Genomic DNA, 21602 nt, shown 5'->3' with positions numbered 1-21602 from the left:
CGTCGTCCCGGGCTCGGGACCGTTCGACGCACCGCACGCGGCAGAGGCCGGGCCTCTGATCGTGCGCCACGGAACTTGATCAAGCCCTGGCGGGGCTGGGATGGCCCACGGAATGCCAACGAGTCACCATTCGATGCGGACGTGGACAGTATTATTGGAGCTGGGGTCGCCGCTGACCGTAATCTTGTAGTGCAGGTCAACGGCGGCGGGCACGGCAAACGACAAGCCCACATCATCGGTACCGTTCGTATCCGTTTCTTGCCTATCAGCATAGGTTGCGCCTTGGTCATCCTCAGACCATATTTCGACGCTGATATGCGTCACGTATGCGCTGGAGAATGAGAACCATACCGAGGTCGAGCTTTGATTGACGATACTACCGTCAACAGGAGTGAAGCTCGACATTTGGAATGACGAAGTAGACATGATCTCCTCGCTAACGCGGGACGGGACCGCTATTCACCCCAGGATCAGCGCAGTCACGACCAGTCGGGGTCAAATATGGAGAACCGGACTCCTGCAATTCCTTCTGGATTTTCACCGGTTCCGCCCGAACAGGCCCCGCCCTCTTCCGCTGAAAGGAAGTAGCGGGCGGCCGTCGGATATGGGCTATGCCCCATATCGTCTTGCTCCAGATCCCAATTGATAAGCTGCGTCTCTTGCCCCCCTGGCGCGATCGAGCCGAAAGTCGCATCAGCGAAATTTCCGGTCCCGAAGGGAGCCGCCGTAAGTCGCACTGTGCCGCCCGTGGCGATGGTACGACCTGATTTGTTGAATATCGTTGCCCGGATCGTAGCGCTGGACGCGTTCGAGTCCACTACCGCCGCGTCGATCTCTGTCATCGCGCATCTCCGATCTCGCGTTTCCCAGCTGGTGGAGACCCATGCCCCTGTTGGCGCGTATCGTCCGGCCCTTCGACCGCCGTCGAGACCTCCAGGCAGTCGCCCACCGGTCATCTCGCCGATCGTGCCGCGGTCGGTCAACCGTGGAGAAAATGACTACTGAGATATGTGCGGTCCCTTGCAGTTGGCCGCCGCTACGTCTCTGCGATGTCAGCCTTTACCCCTCGCGGTTGCGTGTCGAGCAGGGCACAGGTCGCACGCTCAGCTCCATGGCTGTATGAATGCATTGCATTGCATCACGAAGCCCAATATCGGACCTTGCGCCATAAGGCCGCCCAACTCTGACAATAATCCCTGCCCGGCTTGATCGCATCCCTGTCCCCTTTCTCATGTCCGGGTTTTCAAGAAGAAGAACGGCGTAACTCCCGATCAGCGAAGTAGCACCTGATGAGCGAAGTGTGCGTCTTCCAACCTGCCAGTGTGGTCCAGTAGTTGGCGTGACAGACAAGTGAAGCCCCTGGTAGACGGGTTCAAGACCAGGATCACCCGCTCTGCCGGAGGCTTCACTGGCCCACTGTCCGCAGCCTGCCCCGGCAGGGGAGCAACGGGTCGACAGCCGGGTAGACCGGCCGACGGGCACCGTACGGGCTGTGAGCTGGTCACCGGGCCGCCTGCGAGTACGGCCTGGACCCGTTCCGTAGCTGCCGGCTGCCGGCGCCGGAGGTCAGCGCGGGGCCGCGACCCGGCGCATCTCCCGGCTGATGGCGCGGCGCTGTCTGGCGGTGGTGGCGCCCCAGATGCCGGCGTCCTCACCCTGCTCGATCGCCCAGGAGCGGCAGTCGAGGAGGACGCGGCACCTGCGGCACACCGCGCGGGCCCGGGCGACCTGGGGATCGGTCTCCAGCTCGGCCGGCGGGAAGAACAGCTCGGGATCTTCGCCTACGCAGGCGGCTTCCCGCAGCCACTTCCGAGCGACGTTCCCCGCCCAGGTGTCGGCCTCACGGTCACGGAACGAGCGGTCATCGGGCACGGCGCACCTCCGCATGGTGCCGGCTGAGCCGGCGGCGTGGCTGCGGCATGGGGGAGCCGCAGGCCCGGCAGAGGTCGCGTCTTCCATGCTAGGACCCCGGGGCGCCCGACGGCGGGTGCGGGGGTGGTCGACGAGCCTGTGTGTGCGGGAGCGACGACGAGCGCAGCTACGCGTCGTACCACGTGGACGAGTACGTCGATCTCTGGATCATGGAGTGGCGCGACGACTCGAGGGCGGCAGCGGCCTCAGTTCGGTGGAGGGGACGACGCGCGGCGTGCTCGGTCGGCACGGACAAGCCCCGGCCAGCGCGCTGACCGGGGCTGAGCCCGCATGGGGCGTGATCGTGAAGGGCGGTCGCCTACGCGGCGAAAGGCTCTGCAGGGCTTCAGCCGAACGATCTTCCCTGCAGGCAATGGACGAGGCCCGGGGACACTGTCCCCTTCACCATCACGTCCGGTTCAACCGCACCGGATGCGTGAGCATTCTCTGTCCGGCAGGGCTCGCGCGGACGGACCACCAGCCTCCCCACACTCGCCACGGCATCGCACTCGATGATCACTCCCCCCCTCGTCCGCCTCACTGGAGCAGCTTGATTGGCTGCCCGAGAGGGTCGGTGGTACCCGGTGGCATAGACCTTCAGATGCGGGGCACAAGGGTGTTGCCTGGCGTACCCGGTGGTAGGCGGTGACGTCAGAGCCTGGATGTAGCCGGTTTCGCGCAGCGGTCGGCCGCCTGCGGGAGGCTTTGAGGAAGAGGGAGCATCTTGATCATTCCGGCGGAGAAGGAACTGCGAGCTGTCCTGGCCCGGTTCGCTCAGGCACGCATCGAGCATGACGTGCGCCCGACCGGTCACACCAGCAGGGCTCTCGAGGACGCCACGTACACGCTGTGCGTGATGACCGGAGCCCGCACGGCCGAGCAGGCTCTGCTCGCGGCCGATGCGCTGCTCGAGCAGTACAGCGCCAGCCGTGTGAGCCTCTCCCAAGAGGACGAGACGCTCGCCGCGTAGGACCGACTCGTCTGTTGCCCGCCGCTGCGCCGGCGCCGCGAGCGATCCGCCCACCAGCCGGACTTCACCCGTGATCACGGGCCGTGGCCGACTTCATCACGGCTGCATCGCGTGAAGCCTGCGCCTGTGGGGGTCGCTTCCGCTTGTGTACGGCATAGAGGACGACGGCGCGGCCGGCGCAAGGAAAACGATCGTGGCCGTCATCAGGCCGACGGGCAGGCAAGCGGGCGGGGTGGGCGCCTCCTACGGGCAGGCGCCCACCTCGCCCGTTCCAGCGTGAAGCGACCGCAGCACTCGCGCGGACCGGCGGGCGTGGAAGGCGGCGCGGGCAGACGCCGGCGGGGAGGACCCCCTGACAGTCGCCTCGAACCCCACGCCTACGACGTGCCGGGCGGGCCGCGCAGGATGTCCGTGGTGATGTCCGGCAATGACCTGCCGGTGCGGAAGGCCTCCGCGCGCATGAGGGCGAGGGCGTCCTCAGGGGTGATCCGCCGTCGGGCCGCCAGGGCTCCCACGGCACGCGAGGTGTCGAACCAGTGGGCGCGGATCACCTGCTCCGGCTCCCACGCCGGGGCTTCGTTGCCCGTGAGCAGCATCTGGCGGGTCTGCATGAGCGCTGCCGTCACCGCGTCGGCCACGTGGGACGCCTGCTCCAGGGCGTCCGCGCCGAGAGCGCGGGGCCGGGTCGCCAGCAGGTCGACCGACCCGAGCACGTAGTCGCCGAAGAAGAGGGGGAGCGCGTACACCGAGCCCACCCCCGGCAGCTTCTCGCGGGCCATCGCCCCGAACAGCGGCCAGGGCGTCAGGTCGTGCGGCAGGTCGTCCACGGCCACGGGCTCACCGGTCCGCGCGGCACTGATGCAGGGCCCCTCCAGCACCGTGAACTGGATCTCCTCCAGCAGGAGGGCGGTGTCGTCCGACGCTGCGAGGAGCTGGCGGGAGGGGGTGTCGGTGAGCAACGACAAGGTGGCACCGTCGACGCCGAGTCCTTCGCACACCGCCGCACAGACCCGCCGGGGAACCTCCTCGGAGGGCGTGTCCGCCGCGGCTCGCGCGACCAGCCGCACCGCCCTCATCGCCTCGGCTGTCATCCGGTCCTCCGCAGCCCCGACGCCCGTACCTCGATGCCCACCGTCACGTGTCTCCCTCTGCCGTCCCAGCGGATGGCCACCTCCGGCTCGCCGCCCCGCGCCCGCGGTGGTGGTCGAACCCGATCCGCTCCTGCCGGGTGCCCTGTGCGGCCGCCCACAAGCCACGCACCTGCTTTCGGGCTCCCGTGGGCGCTGTCCCCGGCCGAAGCGACCCGGTCACCGGTACGGCTCGGCGCGTCGCGTTCCGGGGTTCGGGCGTGTTCGCCCTCCCGGCCTTGACGGCCCCCGTACTCGGCGGGCGGGCAGCCGACGGCATCACCGCACGAAGCGTCCACGCATACAGCCGCCGATCCCGGGCAGCAGCAGTACAGCAGCTCGGCTCCCCCCTCCGAGCACGGCGGTCCCGCCACCATCCCCCCGGTGGCGGGACCGCCCGCCTTCAGCCCCCTGGGCATCACGCACGCGTGGGCCGGCCCGGGGAAACGACGGCCGAGGCACAGGCCGGTTCGGCTGAGACTCCTGCCGCACGCGCGGATCCGCCCGGGACTCGCCGCTGGAGATCGGGGGCCGCAGGGACGCCCCGGCCGATGGCCGGCGCAGTGGCTTTCAGCGGCCGTCGCACGGGTCGGCGCCCGCGAGCATCGGCTGGGTGTCGGCCGCAAGGCAGGACGAGTACACCCGCGGCGGTGTGGGCCGCGACTCCGGTTCCGTCGCGGCGCCCACGGCGATGACCGCCACCGCACCGGCACACGCGAGCCCCGCCATCACGGCGAATCCGGTGGCGCGGCTCACCGGTCGCCGCTGAAGTGCTCGCGCAACTCGTCGCTGCAGTCGTCCGCGTCCACGCTGACTCGCGAGAGGGCCACCACGCCGTCGTCCGTACCCGCCTCCCTGGCCCGGGCCAGCCTCGCCTCGATGTCCGCGATGTACTCGGCGCACTCGGCGCTGACGGGCCCTTCGTGCGTCCCGGACTGCGGATCAGGCGCAGAGGAGGCGTTCAGTGCGGCGGTGGCGGCGACACCGGCCGCGCACAGCACCGCCCACGCGGCGACCAACGTGCGACGACTCATCCGTAATGGCTTCGGCATCCAGGCATCCTACGAGCCCGCAGCGGGCTGTCGCCGAGCGGGCCGTCGCGGAGCCCACGGGGTCTCAGGGTGCCTGTCCGGCCTTGTCGACGATGCCGCTGTCGATGACGGCGACGGAGGCGACCACGGTGCCGGCCTCGCCCCAGGCGTTGTCGTCCACGAGGACCGTGCGCTCGCCCAGCAGCCGGGCCGTTCTCCTGTCGAAGATCCACTCGGTGCGTTCGCCGTCGTGTGTGCGGGCGACGGCGACTCCGTCGCGGCCCGCCGCGTCGACGGCGTGGCGGACGACATCGACACCGGGAATGAGGGCGGCGGCCCGGTACAGGGCCGCGGTGGTCTCCCCGCCGTGGCGGAGGGAATCCCGACGGCCTGGCTCGGCACCGGGCCCGTGTGCGGGGGCGGGCTCGGGTCCCGCTCACCCTCCGGGCGGTTCCGGGGAGTTGTCGCCAGGGCCAGGGCGCGGGTCGGTGCGCATGTGTGGCGGTGTCCGCCAAGACCCGGTCACATCGGGCGAGTTGTCCTGCCCGCCATGTCGGTCTCCCCACAACACGCGGGTCAACGATGCTTTAGAGTCGAGCCACAAGCGTTGCGTCCCTGTTCGTGCCAGGAGGTTCGGTGAGCGACCCAAGCCGCTCTTTACCCGGGACGCTCGGACGTCTGCGCGCACTGGTGGCGGAGCGTGGCCTGGAGGAGGAAGCCGTCCTCGACATAGCGAAGTTGTCCCGTGCCACGTTGCTCGACGAAACCGAGATTCGAGCGGTCCTCGCCGGCCAAGGGTCCGGTGGGAGTGACAGCAGCGAGGAAGAGGCCATCAAGAAGCGTGTCCGTGACCGCCTGGTCCGGGCGTACAGGGCCTACCTCGAGGCGAACCGGATCACCTTCCCCGAAGGCATTCGCGCCTTGGCGGCCCGGCTCGGCATTTCCGAGATGTGGGCACGGCAGCTCGTCAAAGGCGCGAAAGTCCCGAGCGTCGGCCATCTGACGCAACTGGCCGAGTTTTTCGCTGTCGACCTGCACACCTTCACCGATACCGCCGACGAGAGCCTGAACAGGGCCCTGCAACCGCTCCTCCGTCAACTGCAGACCGACGACCCGGTGACCGAGCTGATGAGCGAGCACGGCCTCTCGGGCATCAACTTCCGAGGGCTGGCGCCGGAGCGTCGAGCCATGCTCGCCGGGGTGATCAAAGCCGTACTGGAGCCAGAGAAGTGACCTTTGACCGCTCGTCCCAGTCGAAGTCCGGTATACGCACCGTCAGAAACGCCGACGTGAGGACGATGAGGCGACTGACGAACGACATCATCGAGTGCCTCCAGCCCTCGGACGGAGAGAACGACCTGGCCTCTGCCCTCGGTGTGGCGCTCAGCCGCGTCCGCGGACGTCCCGTCCGTCTTCGCGAGGCCGTCTTCCCGCCGGAGACCGCCAGTGGTTTATGGATAGACGCTCCCGAATTCGACTTCATCGTATACGAGCAGAACACCGATCCAGTACACCAGCGTGTGATCATCGGTCACGAGGCGTGGCACATGTTCGCCGGCCACTGCGGCTCTCCGACGGCGCACGGGACCGCTGCGACGCGGGCGTTGCACCACGGGCCCACCAACCTGCTGGAGGACTTCGTGAGGCGAGTCACCGAGACGGACGCCGTCGGATCCTCCTCCCTCGAGCGGATGGACGCCGCCCTGCACGTAGCGGCTCTGCGGGCCGAGAGCCCCGTCGACGAGGAAGCGGAAGCGGAGATGTTCGGCTTGCGGCTGGCCACCGCCCTCCATGCCTCACTCGCGGAGGCTCGTGCAACCGCGGACCCTGGGGGCATAGCGGGTCGCATCCAGGTGTCCATGGCGCACCGACGGCATCGGGCGTGAGGGGCCGGCAGCCGGCACCCCGCCGACCGCACACAACGAGGAAGCACTCCACGTGGAACACGGACCGAGCGATCTCGCCTTCTACACCTGTGGCTGCCTGCTGCTGTTGATCGGACTGGTGAAGCTGCCGGCGGCGATCAACCGCCGGCACGACATGCTGCTGCGGGCCGCGGTCGCCCTGCTGGTGATCGCGTCGACGGTCTTCTTCCTCGGCGCGCCGGACTCCATCGCGCTGATCAACGAGATGAGCGGCGTCCCCAACCTCGCGGCGCCGCTCACCTACACGGCTCTCACCGCCTTTTCCGGCGCGAGCCTCCTGCTGATCATCAACTGGCGGCCGGCGCGGCCGGAGCAGACGCGCAGGGCCTCACGGATATGCATTGCGGGGTCGTGCTTCGTCATCCTCGCGATACACGGGCTGTTCTGGCTCGGGGACACTCCCGTGGAGCAACTGACCCTGTTCGACGGGTACTACGCCGACACGCCGTACATCCGGGAGATGATCCTGCTGTATCTCCTGGCTCAGGGTGCGGGCACCCTGACCACGAGCATCCTCTGCTGGCGGTGGTCGCGGGAGGTCACCGGGTCCCTGCGCGCCGGACTGCGCATCCTCGTTCCCGCGTACCTGCTGCACGTGGCCTACGACGGCGTGAAGCTCGTCGCGGTCGTGGCCCGCTGGACGGGACGCCGCTGGGATTTCCTCATCGACCAGGTCGCGCCCCTCGCCGCCGCCCCGTCCGCGCTGCTCGTCGTCACGGGCTTCGCGCTTCCTCTCGCCGGTCCGCGACTGGCCCTCACGTTCCAGGCCCTGCGCCAGCTGCAGGAACTCGCGCCGCTGTGGCAGGAGCTCCACGCCGTCCCGACGCCGGGCTCGGTGCGCACCGCTCTCCCCTGGTGGTCCACGCCCGCCGTACGGCTCACGGCTCGCATGACCGCCATCTTCGACGCCCTTCTCTCCCTGGCGCCGTACTACGACGCGCGAGCGCGGGACGAGGCGTACCGCACGGCCGTCGGGAGCGGGGAGCCTCCGCGGTGCGCCAGAGCGACCGCGGACGCGGCCATGATCATTGACGCGGTGAGGCGACAGCGAACGGAGAGGGGGCCCGACGAGAACCTGGACAACACCACCTGGGGCACTCATGATCTCGTCCACCTGTCCAAAGCGCTGTCCTCGCCCGTCGTCCACCGATTCCGCCTGAGCGGCGGCTCCGTCGAAAGCAGACCCGCATGAGCAAGCCATCACCCGTGAGACGCGGACGAGCAGTGATCATCGGTGGCAGTCTCGCGGGCATGCTGGCCGCGGCGGCCGTCGCCGGCCACGCCGATACCATCGCCATCATCGAGTCCCACGAGATACCGGACGGCCCCCGGCCCCGGGCAGGGGTGCCCCAGGCGGCTCACTTCCACACCCTGCTCTCCAGCGGAGCCGAGGCGATCGAGGAACTGCTCCCGGGCAGCGTCGCTCAGCTGGTCGACGCGGGAGCGAACCGAGTGCCCGTCACCACGAACGTCATCATGTACGCCCCTGAGGGCTGGTATCGGCGCTGGCAGCGCACCACGCACTTCCAGATCACGGCCAGCCGTGACCTGACCGACTCGGTGATCCGGCAGCGGGTGTTGAAGACCCCCGGGGTGACCGTGCACCAGCGGACGAAGGTCACCGGTCTGCTCGGCGACGCGCACCGCGTCACCGGAGTCCGCCTCCGCTCCCCCGCCGGTGAGGAGACGGAGCTGGCCGCCGACCTCGTCATCGACGCCTCGGGGCGGTCGAGCCGGACGCCCCACTGGCTCAGGAGCTTCGGTATCACCGGCCTGTCCGAGGCACGCATCGACTCCGGTCTCAGCTACGCCAGTCGTATCTACCGAGCACCCGTGCCGACGCGGGACTGGCCCATCATCAACATCCAGGCGGACTTCCGCAGAGGGCAGCCGCAGGCGGGCGGCATCATCCCGATCGAGCACGACCGGTGGCACGTCAGCCTGATCGGCCCTCCCGGTGCGGAACCCGGCCGCGACGCGGACTCGTTCGAGCAGTACGCCAAGACCCTGCGCCACCCTCTCGTGGCCGACCTGCTGACCCGCGCCACCCCGCTGACGGACGTGACCTTCACCCGTACGACGACCAACCGGCGCTACTTCTACGAGCGCCTTCGCACCTGGCCCGACGGGTTCCTCGTGGTCGGCGACGCGGTAGCCGCCTTCAACCCGGTCTACGGGCAGGGCATGACGGTGGCCGCGCACGGCGCCGCGGCCATCCGGCGAGCCCTGGCCGCCGGCGGTCTGGCCGATGCGGCCGTCCGGAGGACCCAGCGCGCCATCGCCTCGTCCGTGCAGGCGGCGTGGTCACTCTCCGTCGGGACGGACATCCACCGCCCGACCACGAGCGGCGCACGCCCGAACGCGGTGGACCGTCTGCTGCAGCGCTACGTCAGCCGTCTGTCTCACACCGCAACCGGGTCTCACCTGGCCGCCACCGCGCTGACAGACGTCCTCATGCTTCACGCACCGCCCCTGTCGCTGGTGACCCCCAAGATGCTGGTCGCGGCACTGCGGGGCCCCGGGCGGCCGGAACTCGCCGGCCCGCCCCTGTCACCGGCCGAACGCCAGGTGCTGATCGACGGCACTCGCCCGGACACCGTGTGACCGCCGCGTTCGCGTTGCGCGCCCCGGCCGAGCACGTCATCGCCGTCCCGGACAGCGGAAACCGCGCCGCGCACCGGGCGTATCCCCTGCGTTCTGCCGCCGTTTGCCGGACGGACGGGGTAGCCGCCCCGGGCTGAGGGGACGTTGCCCGGACACGACGGGGCCGGACAGGAGCCCGGCATCCGGAGCCGGGCCCCGGGCGTCACCGGGTGGGAGCGGTACTCATCGGGTGGTCCGCTCGGTGGCGCAGGAAGTGCCGTAGGTGGGGCAGCAGTCGACTGCCTCGCCGGTGGCGGCGAGCAACTGCTCGGCGGCGGCCAGCAGGTCCATCAGTTCGGGGCGGGCCAGGGAGTGCAGTGACGCGCGTCCGACCGGGCGGGACACGACCAGTCCGCAGTCGCGCAGGCAGGACAGGTGGGCCGAGACGGTGGACTGTGCGAGCCCCAGGCAGGTGACGAGGTCGGTGACGCGCGCGTCGCCCTGGGCCAGGCGCCGCACGATGGCCAGGCGGGCCGGGTCCCCGAGCGACCGGAAGAGTGCGACCACCGCCGTGGGGGAGGCGCAGGGGTCGGCCGTCAGGGTGGACTCCGTCTGTTCCGTCACGTCAGTCTCCGTATCAACGCCGTCGACACCGTTCACTCGATTGCCACATGGCGGCACTATTCATCGCCCACGGCCGATGATAGCGTGCGGTGGCGTTGCGAGAGGTGCGGTGCAGTGATCTTTGCAGTTACCGATCGGTTTCATCCAGCTGTTCCGATTTCATCGTTAGCATCCGCTGGTGGAGCGGTCGTCAGGGGGACGACTCGGCTCCCGTGGGGGGTGCGGAGATGCAGGTGCTCGTGGTGGAAGACGACACACGGATCGCCGAGGCGCTGACGGAGGCACTGCAGCGGTTCGGGCACGACGTGGAATGGGTCGGCAGCGGTGCCGAGGCGCTCAAGGCGGCGCCCTCCACCGACTTCGTGCTGCTGGACCTGGGGCTGCCCGACCTGGACGGGCAGGAAGTGTGCCGGCGCGTACGGGAGGCGTCGGCCGTGCCGATCATCGCGGTGACGGCCCGGAACGAGGAGCTCGAAAGGATCCTGGTGCTTCAGGCGGGCGCCGACGACTACCTGGTCAAGCCGTACAGCATGCGGGAGTTGCTGGCGCGCATCGGGGCGGTCGCCCGGCGGGTGCACGCGCCCGCCGCCGCGCAGGCTGCCGGTGGCTCCGGGAGCGAAGGCGAACTCTGCGCGTTCGGGCCATTGCTGGTGGACATGCGGACGCGGCAGGTGCAGATGGACGGCGCGCTGGTGCACCTGACGCGCCGTGAGTTCGATCTGCTGGCAGCCCTCCTCGCCGACGCCGGCGCGGTGCGCGGCAGGGAGGACCTGATCAGCGAGGTATGGGATCCGAACTGGCACGGTTCCACCCGCACGCTCGACGTCCACATCGGCTCGCTGAGGTCCAAGCTCGGCGGGCGCGAGTGGATCCAGTCGGTGCGTGGAGTGGGCTTCCGCCTGGTCCTGCCCGACCAGCAGTGACCCGGACGGCTCGTGTGACAGACGATGAAGGGGGAATCCCGGCGTGCGGCGTCACCTGGTGGCCGCGCTGGTCGCCTTACCGGTCGCGGTAGTCGCCGTCCTGGGGCTGCCGCTGGCCCTGCAGCGCAGTGACGAGGCGCTGCGGGAACTCGCGCACACGCGGGTGACCGAGGCCCGGCAGCTGTCGACCGCGGCGGTGAACGCGCTTGTGTACGGTGAACGGGCGCAGCTGCGGCAGAGTATTGCCGACTACCAGGACCGTACGGGTGGTCGGGCACACGTCTTCGACGCCCGGGGGCGGTCGGTGGACGGGGCGCTGTGTCTGCTCTCAGCCGGCGAGCTCGCGCACCAGACCGTGGTGCGGGCGGCGTTACAGGGCCGGTTCACCGACTCCTCCGACCGGCGGGTCTCGGAGGACGCCGAGGAACTGATCGTGGCGGTGCCGGTCATCCACCGGCGTCTGCTGGTCGGCGTCGTGGTGGTGTGTTCCGCCCTGGACGACCTGCGGCTCGAGCGGTGGACCATCTGGACCGTGGTCGCGGTGATCGGGGCCTTGGCCATGGCCGCGAGCGGCTTCCTTGCGGAGCCGCTCGCCCGGTGGATCCTGCGGCCCGTGCGCTATCTGGAGGCGGCGGCCCGTCGGTTCGCCGCCGGGGACCACGACGCGCGGGTGCCGGTCCACCTCGGTCCGCCGGACCTGCGGGTGCTCGCGGAGACCTTCAACCACCTGGCCGAGCAGGTGCAGCAGCAGGTCACGGTGCAGAAGTCGTTCGTCTCCGACGCCTCGCACCAGCTCAGGTCCCCGCTGGTGGCGCTGCGGCTGCGCCTGGAGAACCTGGAACCCCATCTCGAGCCGGACGGAGGCCGCGGGCTGGAGCAGGCACTCGGCGAGGTGGACCGGATGACCGGCATCCTCAACGCACTGCTGCTGCTGGCCCGGGCCGAGTCCGGTGCGCAGGCCGTCGAGAGCGTGGACGTGCTGGCCGTCGCCGAGGAACGGGTCGCGTCCTGGCGGCTGGTGGCCGAGCCCAAGGGCATCGCACTGACCGTCGACGGCCAGGGCGACCTCGTGGCGTCGGCCGTCGCCGGCACGGTCGACCAGGTCCTGGACGTGTTCCTCGACAACGCCCTGCGGATGGCCCCGCCCGGCACCACGGTCCACGTGCGGCTGGTCGAGGACGCGACGATGGTGGCCGTGCAGTGCATCGATGCCGGACCCGGCATGAGCCCTGACGAGCGGGCCCGGGCCTGCGACCGGTTCTGGCGCGGAGCCAGGGCCACCGGAGAGGGATCCGGCCTGGGGCTCGCCATCGCCGCCAGTCTCGCCCGGGCCAACAACGGTCACATCCTGCTCCAGGAAGGTCCCGGGGGCGGGCTGCACGCCGAGCTGCGCCTGCCGGCACGGGTGCCCGAGCGAGCCGGGCACCCCCCCTCACCCCTCCTGCAGAAACGCCGGAGGTGATCTCGGATCCAGTCCTGCACGTCTCTTGCATCTGCACTGCCGAACCGCTGCAGCAGGCGTTCCTACGCTGACGCCCGGCACTGCCATGCACAGTGCGCCTACCCGGGGCCCCCGTTGTCCGGTCCCCCTGATCCCCCATCGTGCGCGCCCCACCGGGCCGCTTGCTCTGTCTCACCTCCAAGGAGGAGGCGTGGGTTCCCAGCCCTCTGTCCGCAGCGAGAAGCCGCCGACCACCGCACCGCCGGTTCCCCCGAAGGGACTGGCCGCCCTGGGCCGCTGGCTGGCACGACGCCGGCTGCTGGTCCTGCTCGTCACCGCGGCGGCACTGGTCGTTGCGGTGCCCTTCGGCTCCGATGTGGAAAGCCGCCTGTCGGAGGGCGGCATCACCGTCCCCGCGTCGGAATCGGCCCGCGCCGACGAACTGCTCAACACCCGCTTCGAGAGCGGCTCCCCGCACCTCGTGTTCATCGCCGCCTCCGAAAGCGGCGTCGACACCCCTGAGGTCCGCGAGGAGGCGGTCGCACTGACCGAACGCCTGGCCGGCGAGCGGGGCGTGGTGCAGGCGGCGTCCTACTGGACCCTCGACAAGGCGCCCACCCTCCGCTCCAAGGACGGCCGCACCGGGCTGGTGATGGTGCGGCTGGCCGGCGACGAGGACCAGATCCGCAAGACCGCGGCCAGGATCGTGCCCGAGGTGGTGGGTGAACGGGGCCCGCTGAAGGTCACCGCGACCGGCGTCACCGCCGTCCGTATGGAGATCGAGAAGCGCAGCGAGGAGGACCTCAACAAGGCCGAGCTGCTGACCGGCCCGCTGGTGCTGATCATCCTGCTCCTCGTGTTCGGCAGTGTCGTGGCCGCCAGCACCCCCCTCGCGGTCGGCATCCTCGCCGTGATCGGCTCGTTCGTCGTCCTGCGGCTGCTCGACATGGTCGTGCAGGTGTCGGTGTTCTCCGTGAACATCACCACTGCCCTGGGCCTGGGCCTGGCCATCGACTACAGCCTCTTCATCGTCACCCGCTACCGCGAGGAACTCGCGCTCGGCCGCACCGTCCACGCGGCGATCGGTGAATCGGTACGCACCGCCGGGCGGACCGTGCTGTTCTCCGCCCTGACGGTCGCCCTCTCCCTGTCGGCCATGCTCGTCTTCCCCATGTACCACCTGCGGTCCTTCGCCTACTCGGGCATCGCCGTGGTGGCCCTGGCCGCGCTCGGCTCCGTCATCGTGCTGCCCGCGCTGCTGGCCGTCCTCGGCCACCGCATCGACGCCCTCAACGTCCGGCGGCTCTTCCGCCGCAACGCCAGGACGGCCGCGGCCCGTACCGACACCGCGGGATTCTGGCACCGACTGGCCATGGCGGTGATGCGCCGGCCGCTGCCGTTCGCGCTGACCGTCGCGGCCGTCCTCGTGGCGCTCGGACTGCCGTTCATGCGTGCCGAGTTCGGCGACAGCGACGACCGGGTGCTGCCCGCGAGCTCGTCCGCCTACCAGGGCGCCCAGGTGCTGCGTGAGGAGTTCGACAACCGGGAGGGTTCCCCGCTGAACGTGGTCCTGCCCGACATCGACCCGGTCTCGTCGTCCGGCGAAGTGGCCGACTACGCCCAGCAGCTGTCCACCGTGCCCGGCATCACCCGGGTCGACGCCCTGACCGGCTCCTACAGCGAGGGCGTCCGGATCGCTCCGCCCGGCCCGGCCTCGAAGCGGTTCGAGGCCGGCAAGGGCACCTGGCTGTCGGTGGTGTCCGACACCGAGCCCTATTCCGAACGGGGCATGGACCTGGTGGAGACGCTGCGCGCGCAGCCGGCACCGGACACCGTGCTCGTCGGAGGACAGGCCGCGCTGCTGGTGGACTCCAAGGCCACCCTCGCGGACAAGCTGCCCTTGGCGCTCGGCATCATCGCGCTGTCCACCATGGTGCTGCTGTTCCTGTTCACCGGCAGCCTCCTCATCCCGCTCAAGGCGATCGTGCTGAACCTGCTCAGCCTCACCGCGACGTTCGGCGCGATGGTGTACGTGTTCCAGGACGGGCACCTGCGCTGGCTGGTCGGTGACTTCACCGTCACCGGCATGCTCGACATCGACACACCGGTCCTGATGTTCTGTGTCGCCTTCGGCCTGTCCATGGACTACGAGGTCTTCCTCCTGTCGAGGATCAAGGAGGAGTACCGCCGGACCGGCGACAACGTCTCCGCCGTGGCCTGGGGTCTCGAACGCACCGGCCGGCTGGTCACGGCGGCCGCCGCCCTGGTCGCCACCGTCCTGCTCGCCTTCGCCACCTCCTCGCTGACACCGCTCAAGCTGCTGGGCATCGGGCTGGCGCTCGCCGTGATCGTGGACGCCACCCTGGTGCGCGGCATCCTGGTCCCGGCGTTCATGCGGCTGGCCGGCCGTGCGAACTGGTGGGCGCCGCGGCCGCTGGCCCGTCTGCATCAGAAGATCGGCCTCGACGACTGAGAATCGACGCGGCGGGGGTGGAGAGCCGGACGGCCTCCACCCCCGCCCTCGTGTTCCCGGGCGGCACTGATCCCGTTACGCCCCCCGGGGCGAAAGCGTCACCTGCCGTGCAGAACCACCCCAAAGAGATGATGTCGAACTCATGCGCGGAACTTTGATGTCCGCTGCGCGGGTCCTGCATCGGTGGCTCATAACGTGTGGTGTGCCGCTGGGGGGTTCGGCCGAAATCGATCGGCACGACATGCGAGCGGCCGGATACGTGTTGAGCTACCAGGTAGGGGGAGCCCGGTCCATGCGGTTTCTGCAGCGTGAACGTACCGTCGTCGAGGAAGTACTGCCCGGTCTCGACCGGAGTCTGACCGCACTGCCGCCGGCCGAGCTGGAGGCCGCCGACAGCCCCGGCATCAAGCTGTTCCGCGACGCCGGTGGTCCCGGGCTCCTGGTGCCCGCCGAGCACGGCGGCCGCGGTGCGGACCTGCTGACCGCTCTCAGGGTGCAGCGGGCGATCGGTTCCCGCTCCCCCTCGCTGGCCGTCGCGACCACCATGCATCACTTCTCCGTGGCCTCCCTGGTCGAGGCCGCGGCCACCAGCAGCGGCATGGAATGGATGCTGCTCGCCGCGATCGCCAAGGACAACCTGCTCCTCGCTTCCGGCTTCGCCGAGGGACGCACCGGCCAGGGCATCCTCAATCCCGCTCTGGCCGCCCGCACCGACGGCGACAAGGTGTTCCTGAGCGGGTCGAAGAAGCCGTGCAGCCTCGCCCGCTCCATGGACCTGCTCACCGTGTCCCTGCCCCTGCCCGGGCCGGACGGCCAGGAGCGGCTGGCATTCGCCCTGATCCCCGCCGGCTCCCCCGGGGTGGCCGTCAAGCCGTTCTGGGGCAGCCCGATCCTGGCCGGGGCCGAGAGCGACGAGGTGGTCCTGGACGACGTCGAGGTGCCGTCCGAGCTGCTGGTGCGTACGGACGTCACCGCCGACGGCCGTCTGGACCAGCTGCAGACCGTCGGCTTCGTGTGGTTCGAGGGCCTCATGACGGCCAGTTACCTCGGGGCCGCCTCCGCCCTGGTGGAGCGTGTCCTCGGCGACCCCCGCGGGAACGCGGCCGTCGCCGCGGAGGCGGTGACCTGCGTCGAGTCGGCCGTCCTCGCCCTGGAAGGGCTCGCCGCGGAGGTGGCGACGGCCGACGTCACCCAGGACACCCTGTCGCGGTCCCTGATGTGCCGGTACGCCGCCCAGGACGCGATCAACCGGGTCCTGTCGCTGAGCGTGGAGGCACTCGGCGGTATGGCGTTCATCGGTTCCGGGGACATCGCCTACCTCAACTCCGCGTGTCGCGCGCTCGCCTTCCACCCCCCGTCCCGGGGCCGGATGGCCGCCCCGCTCACCGAGTACTTCGCCGGCGACGCCCCGCTGCGCATCCCCTAGGGGCGTCTTCCCCAGGGGTGCTTCCCCGGGGGTGCTTCCCCGGGGGTGCTTCCCCGGGGGGGCGTCGCGCCGGTCGTGCCCGGCTCCCGGCACGACACGCCGCCCGTCCCGGCACGTCCTGGCTCCACCCGCTCACGGTTCCCGGCCGCCGGCTCCCGCCGCCCTGCCGTGACCGCCTCGGCCACGCCCTCGAACGGCTGCCGCCTGCCTTCGACTCCTGTACGCCCGCTGACCTGTCCGTGAGGTGCTCGATCGTGCCCAGCCATCCCACCGTTCTTCTCACCGGCGCGTCCGGTGTCGTGGGCAGTGCGCTGCTGCCCCAGCTGTCCGACTGCCACACCATCGCCCTGATCCACCGCACCGCGGTGGCCGGCGCCGACGAGCAGCTGGCCGGTGACCTGACCGCCCCCCGGCTCGGCCTGGACGCCGGCACCTACCGGAGCCTGGCCGCACGCGTGGACGTGATCGTCCACTGCGCCGCCGTCACCGGCTTCTCCAGCGGCCCCGAGGCCACCCACGCGCTCAACGAGGCCGGCACCCGGCAGATCGTGCGGCTCGCCGCCGACGCGGACGCCGTACTGCACCACGTGTCCACGGCGTTCGTGGACCGCACCGACCTGACCCGGGCGCAGCTCGGCCAGGACCACGGGGACGCCACCGCGCGGCCGGAGGACTACCTGGACTCCAAGCGGGCCGGCGAGGACGTCGTGCGGTCGTCGGGCGTCCCGGCGGTGATCATCCGCCCGTCGGTGGTGATCGGGGACTCCGTCACCGGTGAGATCTCCGCGTTCCAGGGCATGCACGGCATCATCCACGGCCTGTTGCGCGGCCTGCTCCCGCTGGTGCCGGTGCCCGCCGAGTCGCCCATCGACTTCGTACCGCAGGACGTGGTGGCCGCCACCATCGCCGGCCTGATCCGCCGGGAGCAGCGGGAAGGCGAGGTGTGGGTCACCGCGGGCACCAGTGCGCTGAGCACCCAGCACGCCCTTCAGGTCATCGGCGCGACCGCGGACGAGCTCGGCATCGCCGCCGCGCGGCCGCGCATGGTCGGCCCCGAGATGGTCGACCGCCTCATCCGTCCGGTGTTCATCGCCAACCTGCACCCCAGGGCGCGGCGCAGGTTCGACGACATGCTCGCCATGACGGCGCTGTTCGCCCACGGGCACGTCTTCCCCACCAGCCTGGGCCGGATCCCCGGTGTCCCGGCGGCCCCGGACGGGAGCGAGCTCGAGGACGCGTTGCGGGCGTCGGTCGCCTACATGGCCCGCGCGAAGGGCATGGTGCGCCGCGTGGCGGAGCCGGTGCTCGCGGGTGAGCAGGTGCCGGCATGAGCGAGCTGACACTTCCCGCGACCGCCGGTGCCTCCGCCGGTGAGGTCCTGTCCGTCTACCGCCGCCACCTGAGCAAGGGGCGGGCACGGCTGGCGTCCCTGACGGGCGCGGCCATGGAGGTCGCCTCCGAGGGCAGCCGGGTGTGGGACGCGGACGCCAAGGAGTACGTGGACTGCGGCGGCTACGGCGTCTTCCTCCTGGGCCACCGGCACCCCCGCGTGGTGGAGGCCGTGATCGAGCAGATCCACCGGCACCCCATGGCGACCCGGCTGCTCCTGGAGCCGGCCGCGGCGACGGCGGCGGCCGCGCTCGCCGCCGTCACACCCCCCGGGCTGGAGCGCGTCCACTTCGTCAACTCCGGTGCCGAGGCGACCGAGACCGCGATCAAACTGGCCCGCGCGCACGGCAAGCACCGGCTGATCTCCGCGACGGGCGGCTACCACGGCAAGACCACCGGCGCGCTCGCCGTCACGGCCAAGCCCTTCTACCAGGACCCGTTCCGTCCGCTCCTGCCGGCCGAGCACGTCCCGTACGGCGACGCCGAGGCGCTGGAGCGGGCGCTGGCCGGCGGGGCGCCCGCCTGCGTCATCCTCGAGCCCGTGCAGGGCGAGGGCGGTGTGGTGCTGCCTCCGCCCGGTTACCTCGCGCGTGCGCAGCGGCTGTGCGCCGAGCACGGGGCGCTGTTCGTCCTGGACGAGATCCAGACGGGTCTGGGCCGCCTGGGGACCTGGTGGGGCGCCGACGCCGAAGGGGTGCGGCCGGACGTGCTGCTGGTCGGCAAGAACCTCAGCGGCGGTGTGATACCGGTCGCCGCGGCGGTGGCCACGGCGCAGGCGTACGCGCCGTTCGACAAGGACCCCTTCCTGCACACGTCCACCTTCGCCGCCTCCCCGGTGGCGATGGCGGCCGCGGCGGCCGCGGTCACCGCGATCCGCGACGAGGACCTGGTGGAGCGGGCCCGCACGCTGGGCGAAGACCTGCTGGCGCGCATCGAGTCGGCCCTGGCCCCCCTGCTCGGCACGGCGGTGCTGGACATCCGCGGCCGCGGCCTGCTCCTGGGCATCGAGCTGCGCGACGAGGGCACCGCCGGCGAGCTCGTCCTGCAGCTCCTGGAGGAGGGGGTCCTGGTCAACCACTCCCTCAACGCGCACCGGGTCGTGCGCCTGACACCGCCGGCGGTGCTCACCCCGGCCGACCTGGACCGGATCACCCGCGCCTTCACCCGTGCGGCCACCGCACTGGCCCGCACCACCACTTCTATCAAGGGGACGCGCTGACATGCCCGAGGTGACCCTCGACGCCCTCGTACCCGACACGACCGCCGCGGCTGTCTTCGAGCGGCTGCGGGACTTCGCCGCCTACCCGAAGTACACCGACGCCGTCCGTGAGGTGACCGTCACCGACACCGGCGGCGACACCCTGGACTCGGACTGGTCGGTGAACTTCCGCAACGGCATCCTGTGCTGGTCCGAACGTGACCGCATCGACGCCGCCAACCTGTCCATCGAGTTCACCCAGACCGACGGCGACTTCGACCGGTTCGACGGCGCCTGGACCGTGCACGACCACGGCGACGCGGTCAGCGTGCGGTTCACCGCCCGCTTCGACCTCGGCATGCCCAGCCTCGCCGCCATCATCGACCCGATCGCCTGCCAGGCCCTGGTCGAGGCCATCGGCCTCATCCTGCGCGGCCTGCTCGGTGAGCACATCACCCTCACCACACCGGAGGCGGAACCCGTCGGCACCGCGGCGGGAACGGACACTCCGTGACCGGCGCCCTCGGTACCGCCGCCGCGCTCCCTCACCAGGCCATGGCACCGGTGACGGAGCGGGGGTTCAAGGACGTCCTCGCGAACCTGCCCTCCGGCGTCACCGTGCTGACCACGAGCGAGACCGACGGGACCGCTCCGGCGGGCATGACGGCGAGCGCCGTGTGCTCCCTGTCGCTGGACCCGCCGATGATCCTGGCCTGCGCGGCCAACCACAGCCGCACACTGGCCCGTATCCGCACCACCGGGGTCCTGGCCGTCAACGTCCTGCGCGAGAACCAGGCCCACCTGGCGCGGCGGTTCGCCAACCCGCACCTCGACCAGGACACCCGCTTCGCGGCCACCGCCCACCGCCTGGAGGACGGCCTGCCCGTCCTCGACGACGCGCTGGCCTGGCTGACCTGCACCGTCCAGGCCGCCCATCCCGGCGGGGACCACACCATCCTCACCGCCGAGGTCCGCCGGCTCGGCCTGGGCGGCGGTCACCCGCTGCTCTGGCACAACCGCACCTTCCGCACCCTCGCCTGACCGACCGCGACCCTTCTGGAGGCATCCGCCATGCCCAGGGACATCAGCAACAAGACCGTCGCCATCACCGGCGGCAGCCGCGGCATCGGCCGCGCCACCGCCGAGCAGTTCATCGCCGCCGGAGCCAGAGTGGCCATCGGTGCCCGCAACCACGACCACGCCGCCAAGGTCGCCGCCGACATCGGCGCCCACGCCTACCCGCTGGACGTCACCGACTCCGCCAGTGTCCAGGCGTTCTGGAACGCGGTCGAGGCCGACCTCGGAGAGATCGACATCTTCGTCAACAACGCCGGCGAGATGATCGTGGGTCCCTTCGAGAAGGAGTCCGCCGAGGACACCGCCCACCAGCTCGGCGTCAACCTCCTCGGCACCCTCAACGGGATGAAGACCGCCATCGGCCCGATGCGCCGGCGCGGTCGCGGCCACATCATCAACATGGTCTCCGCCGTCGGCATGATCGGCCTGCCCGGCTGCGCCACCTACTCCGCCGCCAAGCACGGCGTCGTCGGCCTGTCCGAGGGCGTCCGCGCGGAGCTGCGCGGCTCCGGTGTGGACCTGTCCATCATCCTGCCCATCCCGGCCCAGACCGAACTGACCTCCGGCGTCGGCAAGGGCCGCTTCGTGCCGCTGCTCACCCCCGACGACATCGCCAAGTCCGTGCTCCGCACCGCCCGGCGCCCCGTCTACAACCGCTACGTGCCGGGCTGGACCAACCCGGTCACCCGCTCCCTGTTCCTGCTGCCCCAGCCGTGGCGTGACGCGATGGGCCGCTTCCTCAAGGCCGACCAGCTGCTGCGCACCACGGACTACCAGGCCCGCATCGCGTACGAGGCGCGGGTCAAGGCCCCCACCGCGGAAGGAGCCGGGGCGTGACCTCCCAGACACCCGCCCGCCCCGGCAACTACAAGGGCGCCGTCCGGCGCGGCAGCGCCCCCGCCGTCGTCGGCTGGCGCTGGCTGGACCACCTCATCCACGTCCACCCGGTCACCACCGTCGCCATGTTCACCCCGGTGATCGCCGCCTGCGTCTGGTTCTCCCTCGGCGAGGCCGACGGCTGGGCGCTCGTCGGCTGGGCGGCCGCGGGCTACGTCACGTGGACGCTGTCGGAGTACTGGGGACACCGCATCGTGCTGCACTACGAGCCCGAGAAGGGCTTCGGGGCGCGCCTGCACTACATCCTGCACGGCATCCACCACGACTACCCGACCGATCCGCGCCGCTCCATCCTCAGCCCTCTGCTCAGCATCCCGATGGTCGGCGGAACGATCTACCTGGCCTCGGGGCTCGGCTCCCTGCCGCTGACGTTCGGCGCCGGCTACACCTTCGGCTACCTCAGCTACGACCTGTTCCACCTCTACCTGCACCTGGCCACCCCGAAGAGCCGGCTCATGCGTCATCTGCGCTCGCTCCACATGCGCCACCACTTCCGCGACGACACCAAGGGCTTCGGCATCTCGGCCCCGTACTGGGACGAGCTGTTCGGAACCTCCATCGCCCGCCAGCCCCGGTCCAACGACCTGGCCACCTGAGCCCGGTCCCC

The 21602-nt window shown here is 70.7% G+C and carries 22 protein-coding genes; 15 read left to right on the top strand and 7 right to left on the bottom strand.

Features of this window, described 5'->3' with window-relative positions:
• Positions 1 to 123: 123 nt before the first annotated feature.
• The 3 genes from SGLAU_RS35375 to SGLAU_RS31135 all read right to left on the bottom strand — a co-directional run bounded on the left by SGLAU_RS35375 (position 124) and on the right by SGLAU_RS31135 (position 1872).
• Positions 124 to 426 carry a hypothetical protein gene (locus SGLAU_RS35375; protein WP_159072818.1) on the bottom strand — a complete coding sequence of 101 codons (303 nt, stop codon included), beginning with the start codon at positions 424 to 426 and terminating at the stop codon, positions 124 to 126.
• A gap of 53 nt (positions 427 to 479) precedes the next feature.
• Positions 480 to 842, bottom strand: coding sequence for a hypothetical protein (locus SGLAU_RS35370; protein ID WP_159072817.1), 363 nt, complete (start codon positions 840 to 842; stop codon positions 480 to 482).
• 724 nt (positions 843 to 1566) lie between these two features.
• A complete protein-coding gene (locus SGLAU_RS31135; protein ID WP_366458448.1) occupies positions 1567 to 1872 on the bottom strand; it encodes a WhiB family transcriptional regulator in 306 nt (101 codons plus the stop codon).
• A 763-nt stretch (positions 1873 to 2635) separates the two neighbouring features.
• Between SGLAU_RS31135 and SGLAU_RS31130 the strand changes: the two genes are divergently transcribed.
• On the top strand, positions 2636 to 2881 hold the full coding sequence (locus tag SGLAU_RS31130) for a DUF5133 domain-containing protein (protein ID WP_043505916.1): 246 nt from the start codon (positions 2636 to 2638) through the stop codon (positions 2879 to 2881).
• A gap of 377 nt (positions 2882 to 3258) precedes the next feature.
• Here the strand turns inward: SGLAU_RS31130 and SGLAU_RS31125 are convergent, their stop codons facing one another.
• The 3 genes from SGLAU_RS31125 to SGLAU_RS31115 all read right to left on the bottom strand — a co-directional run bounded on the left by SGLAU_RS31125 (position 3259) and on the right by SGLAU_RS31115 (position 5042).
• Positions 3259 to 3972, bottom strand: a complete 714-nt coding sequence (locus SGLAU_RS31125; RefSeq protein WP_043505915.1) for a GAF and ANTAR domain-containing protein — start codon at positions 3970 to 3972, stop codon at positions 3259 to 3261.
• A gap of 606 nt (positions 3973 to 4578) precedes the next feature.
• The gene (locus SGLAU_RS31120; protein WP_043505914.1) at positions 4579 to 4764 is read right to left on the bottom strand and encodes a hypothetical protein; all 186 of its coding nucleotides are present in this window, start codon (positions 4762 to 4764) and stop codon (positions 4579 to 4581) included.
• A complete protein-coding gene (locus SGLAU_RS31115; protein ID WP_318536232.1) occupies positions 4761 to 5042 on the bottom strand; it encodes a hypothetical protein in 282 nt (93 codons plus the stop codon). Before SGLAU_RS31115 ends, SGLAU_RS31120 begins: the two co-directional genes overlap by 4 nt.
• Before the next feature lie 633 nt (positions 5043 to 5675).
• On the opposite strand from SGLAU_RS31115, the gene SGLAU_RS31105 reads away from it, so the two are divergent.
• Genes SGLAU_RS31105 through SGLAU_RS31090 form a run of 4 tightly spaced genes read left to right on the top strand, consistent with a single transcriptional unit; the run spans position 5676 to position 9568 of the window.
• Positions 5676 to 6272, top strand: a complete 597-nt coding sequence (locus tag SGLAU_RS31105; RefSeq protein WP_159072816.1) for a hypothetical protein — start codon at positions 5676 to 5678, stop codon at positions 6270 to 6272.
• A complete protein-coding gene (locus tag SGLAU_RS31100; RefSeq protein WP_052413986.1) occupies positions 6269 to 6925 on the top strand; it encodes a hypothetical protein in 657 nt (218 codons plus the stop codon). Before SGLAU_RS31105 ends, SGLAU_RS31100 begins: the two co-directional genes overlap by 4 nt.
• Before the next feature lie 52 nt (positions 6926 to 6977).
• Positions 6978 to 8156: an MAB_1171c family putative transporter gene (locus SGLAU_RS31095; RefSeq protein ID WP_052413985.1), complete on the top strand. Its 1179-nt coding sequence runs from the start codon at positions 6978 to 6980 to the stop codon at positions 8154 to 8156.
• Positions 8157 to 8170: 14 nt separating this feature from the next.
• On the top strand, positions 8171 to 9568 hold the full coding sequence (locus SGLAU_RS31090) for an NAD(P)/FAD-dependent oxidoreductase (protein WP_244315291.1): 1398 nt from the start codon (positions 8171 to 8173) through the stop codon (positions 9566 to 9568).
• Between the two features lie 222 nt (positions 9569 to 9790).
• Here SGLAU_RS31090 and SGLAU_RS31085 read toward each other — a convergent pair whose 3' ends face one another.
• Entirely contained in the window at positions 9791 to 10171 is a 381-nt protein-coding gene (locus SGLAU_RS31085) for an ArsR/SmtB family transcription factor (protein ID WP_052413984.1), read from the bottom strand.
• A gap of 242 nt (positions 10172 to 10413) precedes the next feature.
• On the opposite strand from SGLAU_RS31085, the gene SGLAU_RS31080 reads away from it, so the two are divergent.
• The 10 genes from SGLAU_RS31080 to SGLAU_RS31035 all read left to right on the top strand — a co-directional run bounded on the left by SGLAU_RS31080 (position 10414) and on the right by SGLAU_RS31035 (position 21591).
• Complete coding sequence (locus tag SGLAU_RS31080) at positions 10414 to 11094, top strand: response regulator transcription factor (protein WP_318536231.1); 681 nt, start codon at positions 10414 to 10416, stop codon at positions 11092 to 11094.
• Between the two features lie 43 nt (positions 11095 to 11137).
• Complete coding sequence (locus SGLAU_RS33035; protein WP_052413983.1) at positions 11138 to 12556, top strand: sensor histidine kinase; 1419 nt, start codon at positions 11138 to 11140, stop codon at positions 12554 to 12556.
• 190 nt (positions 12557 to 12746) lie between these two features.
• A complete protein-coding gene (locus SGLAU_RS31070) occupies positions 12747 to 15008 on the top strand; it encodes an MMPL family transporter (RefSeq protein WP_244315290.1) in 2262 nt (753 codons plus the stop codon).
• Between the two features lie 292 nt (positions 15009 to 15300).
• Positions 15301 to 16434, top strand: a complete 1134-nt coding sequence (locus tag SGLAU_RS31065) for an acyl-CoA dehydrogenase family protein (protein WP_043505908.1) — start codon at positions 15301 to 15303, stop codon at positions 16432 to 16434.
• Between the two features lie 254 nt (positions 16435 to 16688).
• A complete protein-coding gene (locus SGLAU_RS31060; RefSeq protein ID WP_043505906.1) occupies positions 16689 to 17765 on the top strand; it encodes an SDR family oxidoreductase in 1077 nt (358 codons plus the stop codon).
• A complete protein-coding gene (locus SGLAU_RS31055; RefSeq protein WP_043505905.1) occupies positions 17762 to 19042 on the top strand; it encodes an aspartate aminotransferase family protein in 1281 nt (426 codons plus the stop codon). Before SGLAU_RS31060 ends, SGLAU_RS31055 begins: the two co-directional genes overlap by 4 nt.
• Before the next feature lies 1 nt (position 19043).
• Positions 19044 to 19535, top strand: coding sequence for a type II toxin-antitoxin system RatA family toxin (locus tag SGLAU_RS31050; protein WP_043505904.1), 492 nt, complete (start codon positions 19044 to 19046; stop codon positions 19533 to 19535).
• Positions 19532 to 20062, top strand: a complete 531-nt coding sequence (locus tag SGLAU_RS31045; RefSeq protein WP_052413982.1) for a flavin reductase family protein — start codon at positions 19532 to 19534, stop codon at positions 20060 to 20062. Before SGLAU_RS31050 ends, SGLAU_RS31045 begins: the two co-directional genes overlap by 4 nt.
• A 30-nt stretch (positions 20063 to 20092) precedes the next feature.
• A complete protein-coding gene (locus SGLAU_RS31040) occupies positions 20093 to 20935 on the top strand; it encodes an SDR family oxidoreductase (protein WP_043505902.1) in 843 nt (280 codons plus the stop codon).
• Positions 20932 to 21591: a sterol desaturase family protein gene (locus tag SGLAU_RS31035; protein WP_052413981.1), complete on the top strand. Its 660-nt coding sequence runs from the start codon at positions 20932 to 20934 to the stop codon at positions 21589 to 21591. The genes SGLAU_RS31040 and SGLAU_RS31035 overlap by 4 nt, the downstream gene beginning before the upstream one ends.
• The last annotated feature ends 11 nt before the right edge of the window (positions 21592 to 21602 follow it).

Source organism: Streptomyces glaucescens, assembly GCF_000761215.1.
In the GTDB taxonomy this organism is placed as follows: domain Bacteria; phylum Actinomycetota; class Actinomycetes; order Streptomycetales; family Streptomycetaceae; genus Streptomyces; species Streptomyces glaucescens_B.
The sequence above is the reverse complement of the archived record's forward strand: the minus strand, read 5'-3'. Positions and strand labels throughout refer to the sequence as shown.

Excerpts from the sequence above, each read along its gene's own strand:
- SGLAU_RS31115 (WP_318536232.1), bottom strand. The coding sequence starts at position 5,042 with ATGAGTCGTCGCACGTTGGTCGCCGCGTGGGCGGTGCTGTGCGCGGCC.
- SGLAU_RS35375 (WP_159072818.1), bottom strand. The coding sequence starts at position 426 with ATGTCTACTTCGTCATTCCAAATGTCGAGCTTCACTCCTGTTGACGGT.
- SGLAU_RS31040 (WP_043505902.1), top strand. The coding sequence starts at position 20,093 with ATGCCCAGGGACATCAGCAACAAGACCGTCGCCATCACCGGCGGCAGC.
- SGLAU_RS31065 (WP_043505908.1), top strand. The coding sequence starts at position 15,301 with ATGCGGTTTCTGCAGCGTGAACGTACCGTCGTCGAGGAAGTACTGCCC.
- SGLAU_RS31055 (WP_043505905.1), top strand. The coding sequence starts at position 17,762 with ATGAGCGAGCTGACACTTCCCGCGACCGCCGGTGCCTCCGCCGGTGAG.
- SGLAU_RS31050 (WP_043505904.1), top strand. The coding sequence starts at position 19,044 with ATGCCCGAGGTGACCCTCGACGCCCTCGTACCCGACACGACCGCCGCG.
- SGLAU_RS31125 (WP_043505915.1), bottom strand. The coding sequence starts at position 3,972 with ATGACAGCCGAGGCGATGAGGGCGGTGCGGCTGGTCGCGCGAGCCGCG.
- SGLAU_RS35370 (WP_159072817.1), bottom strand. The coding sequence starts at position 842 with ATGACAGAGATCGACGCGGCGGTAGTGGACTCGAACGCGTCCAGCGCT.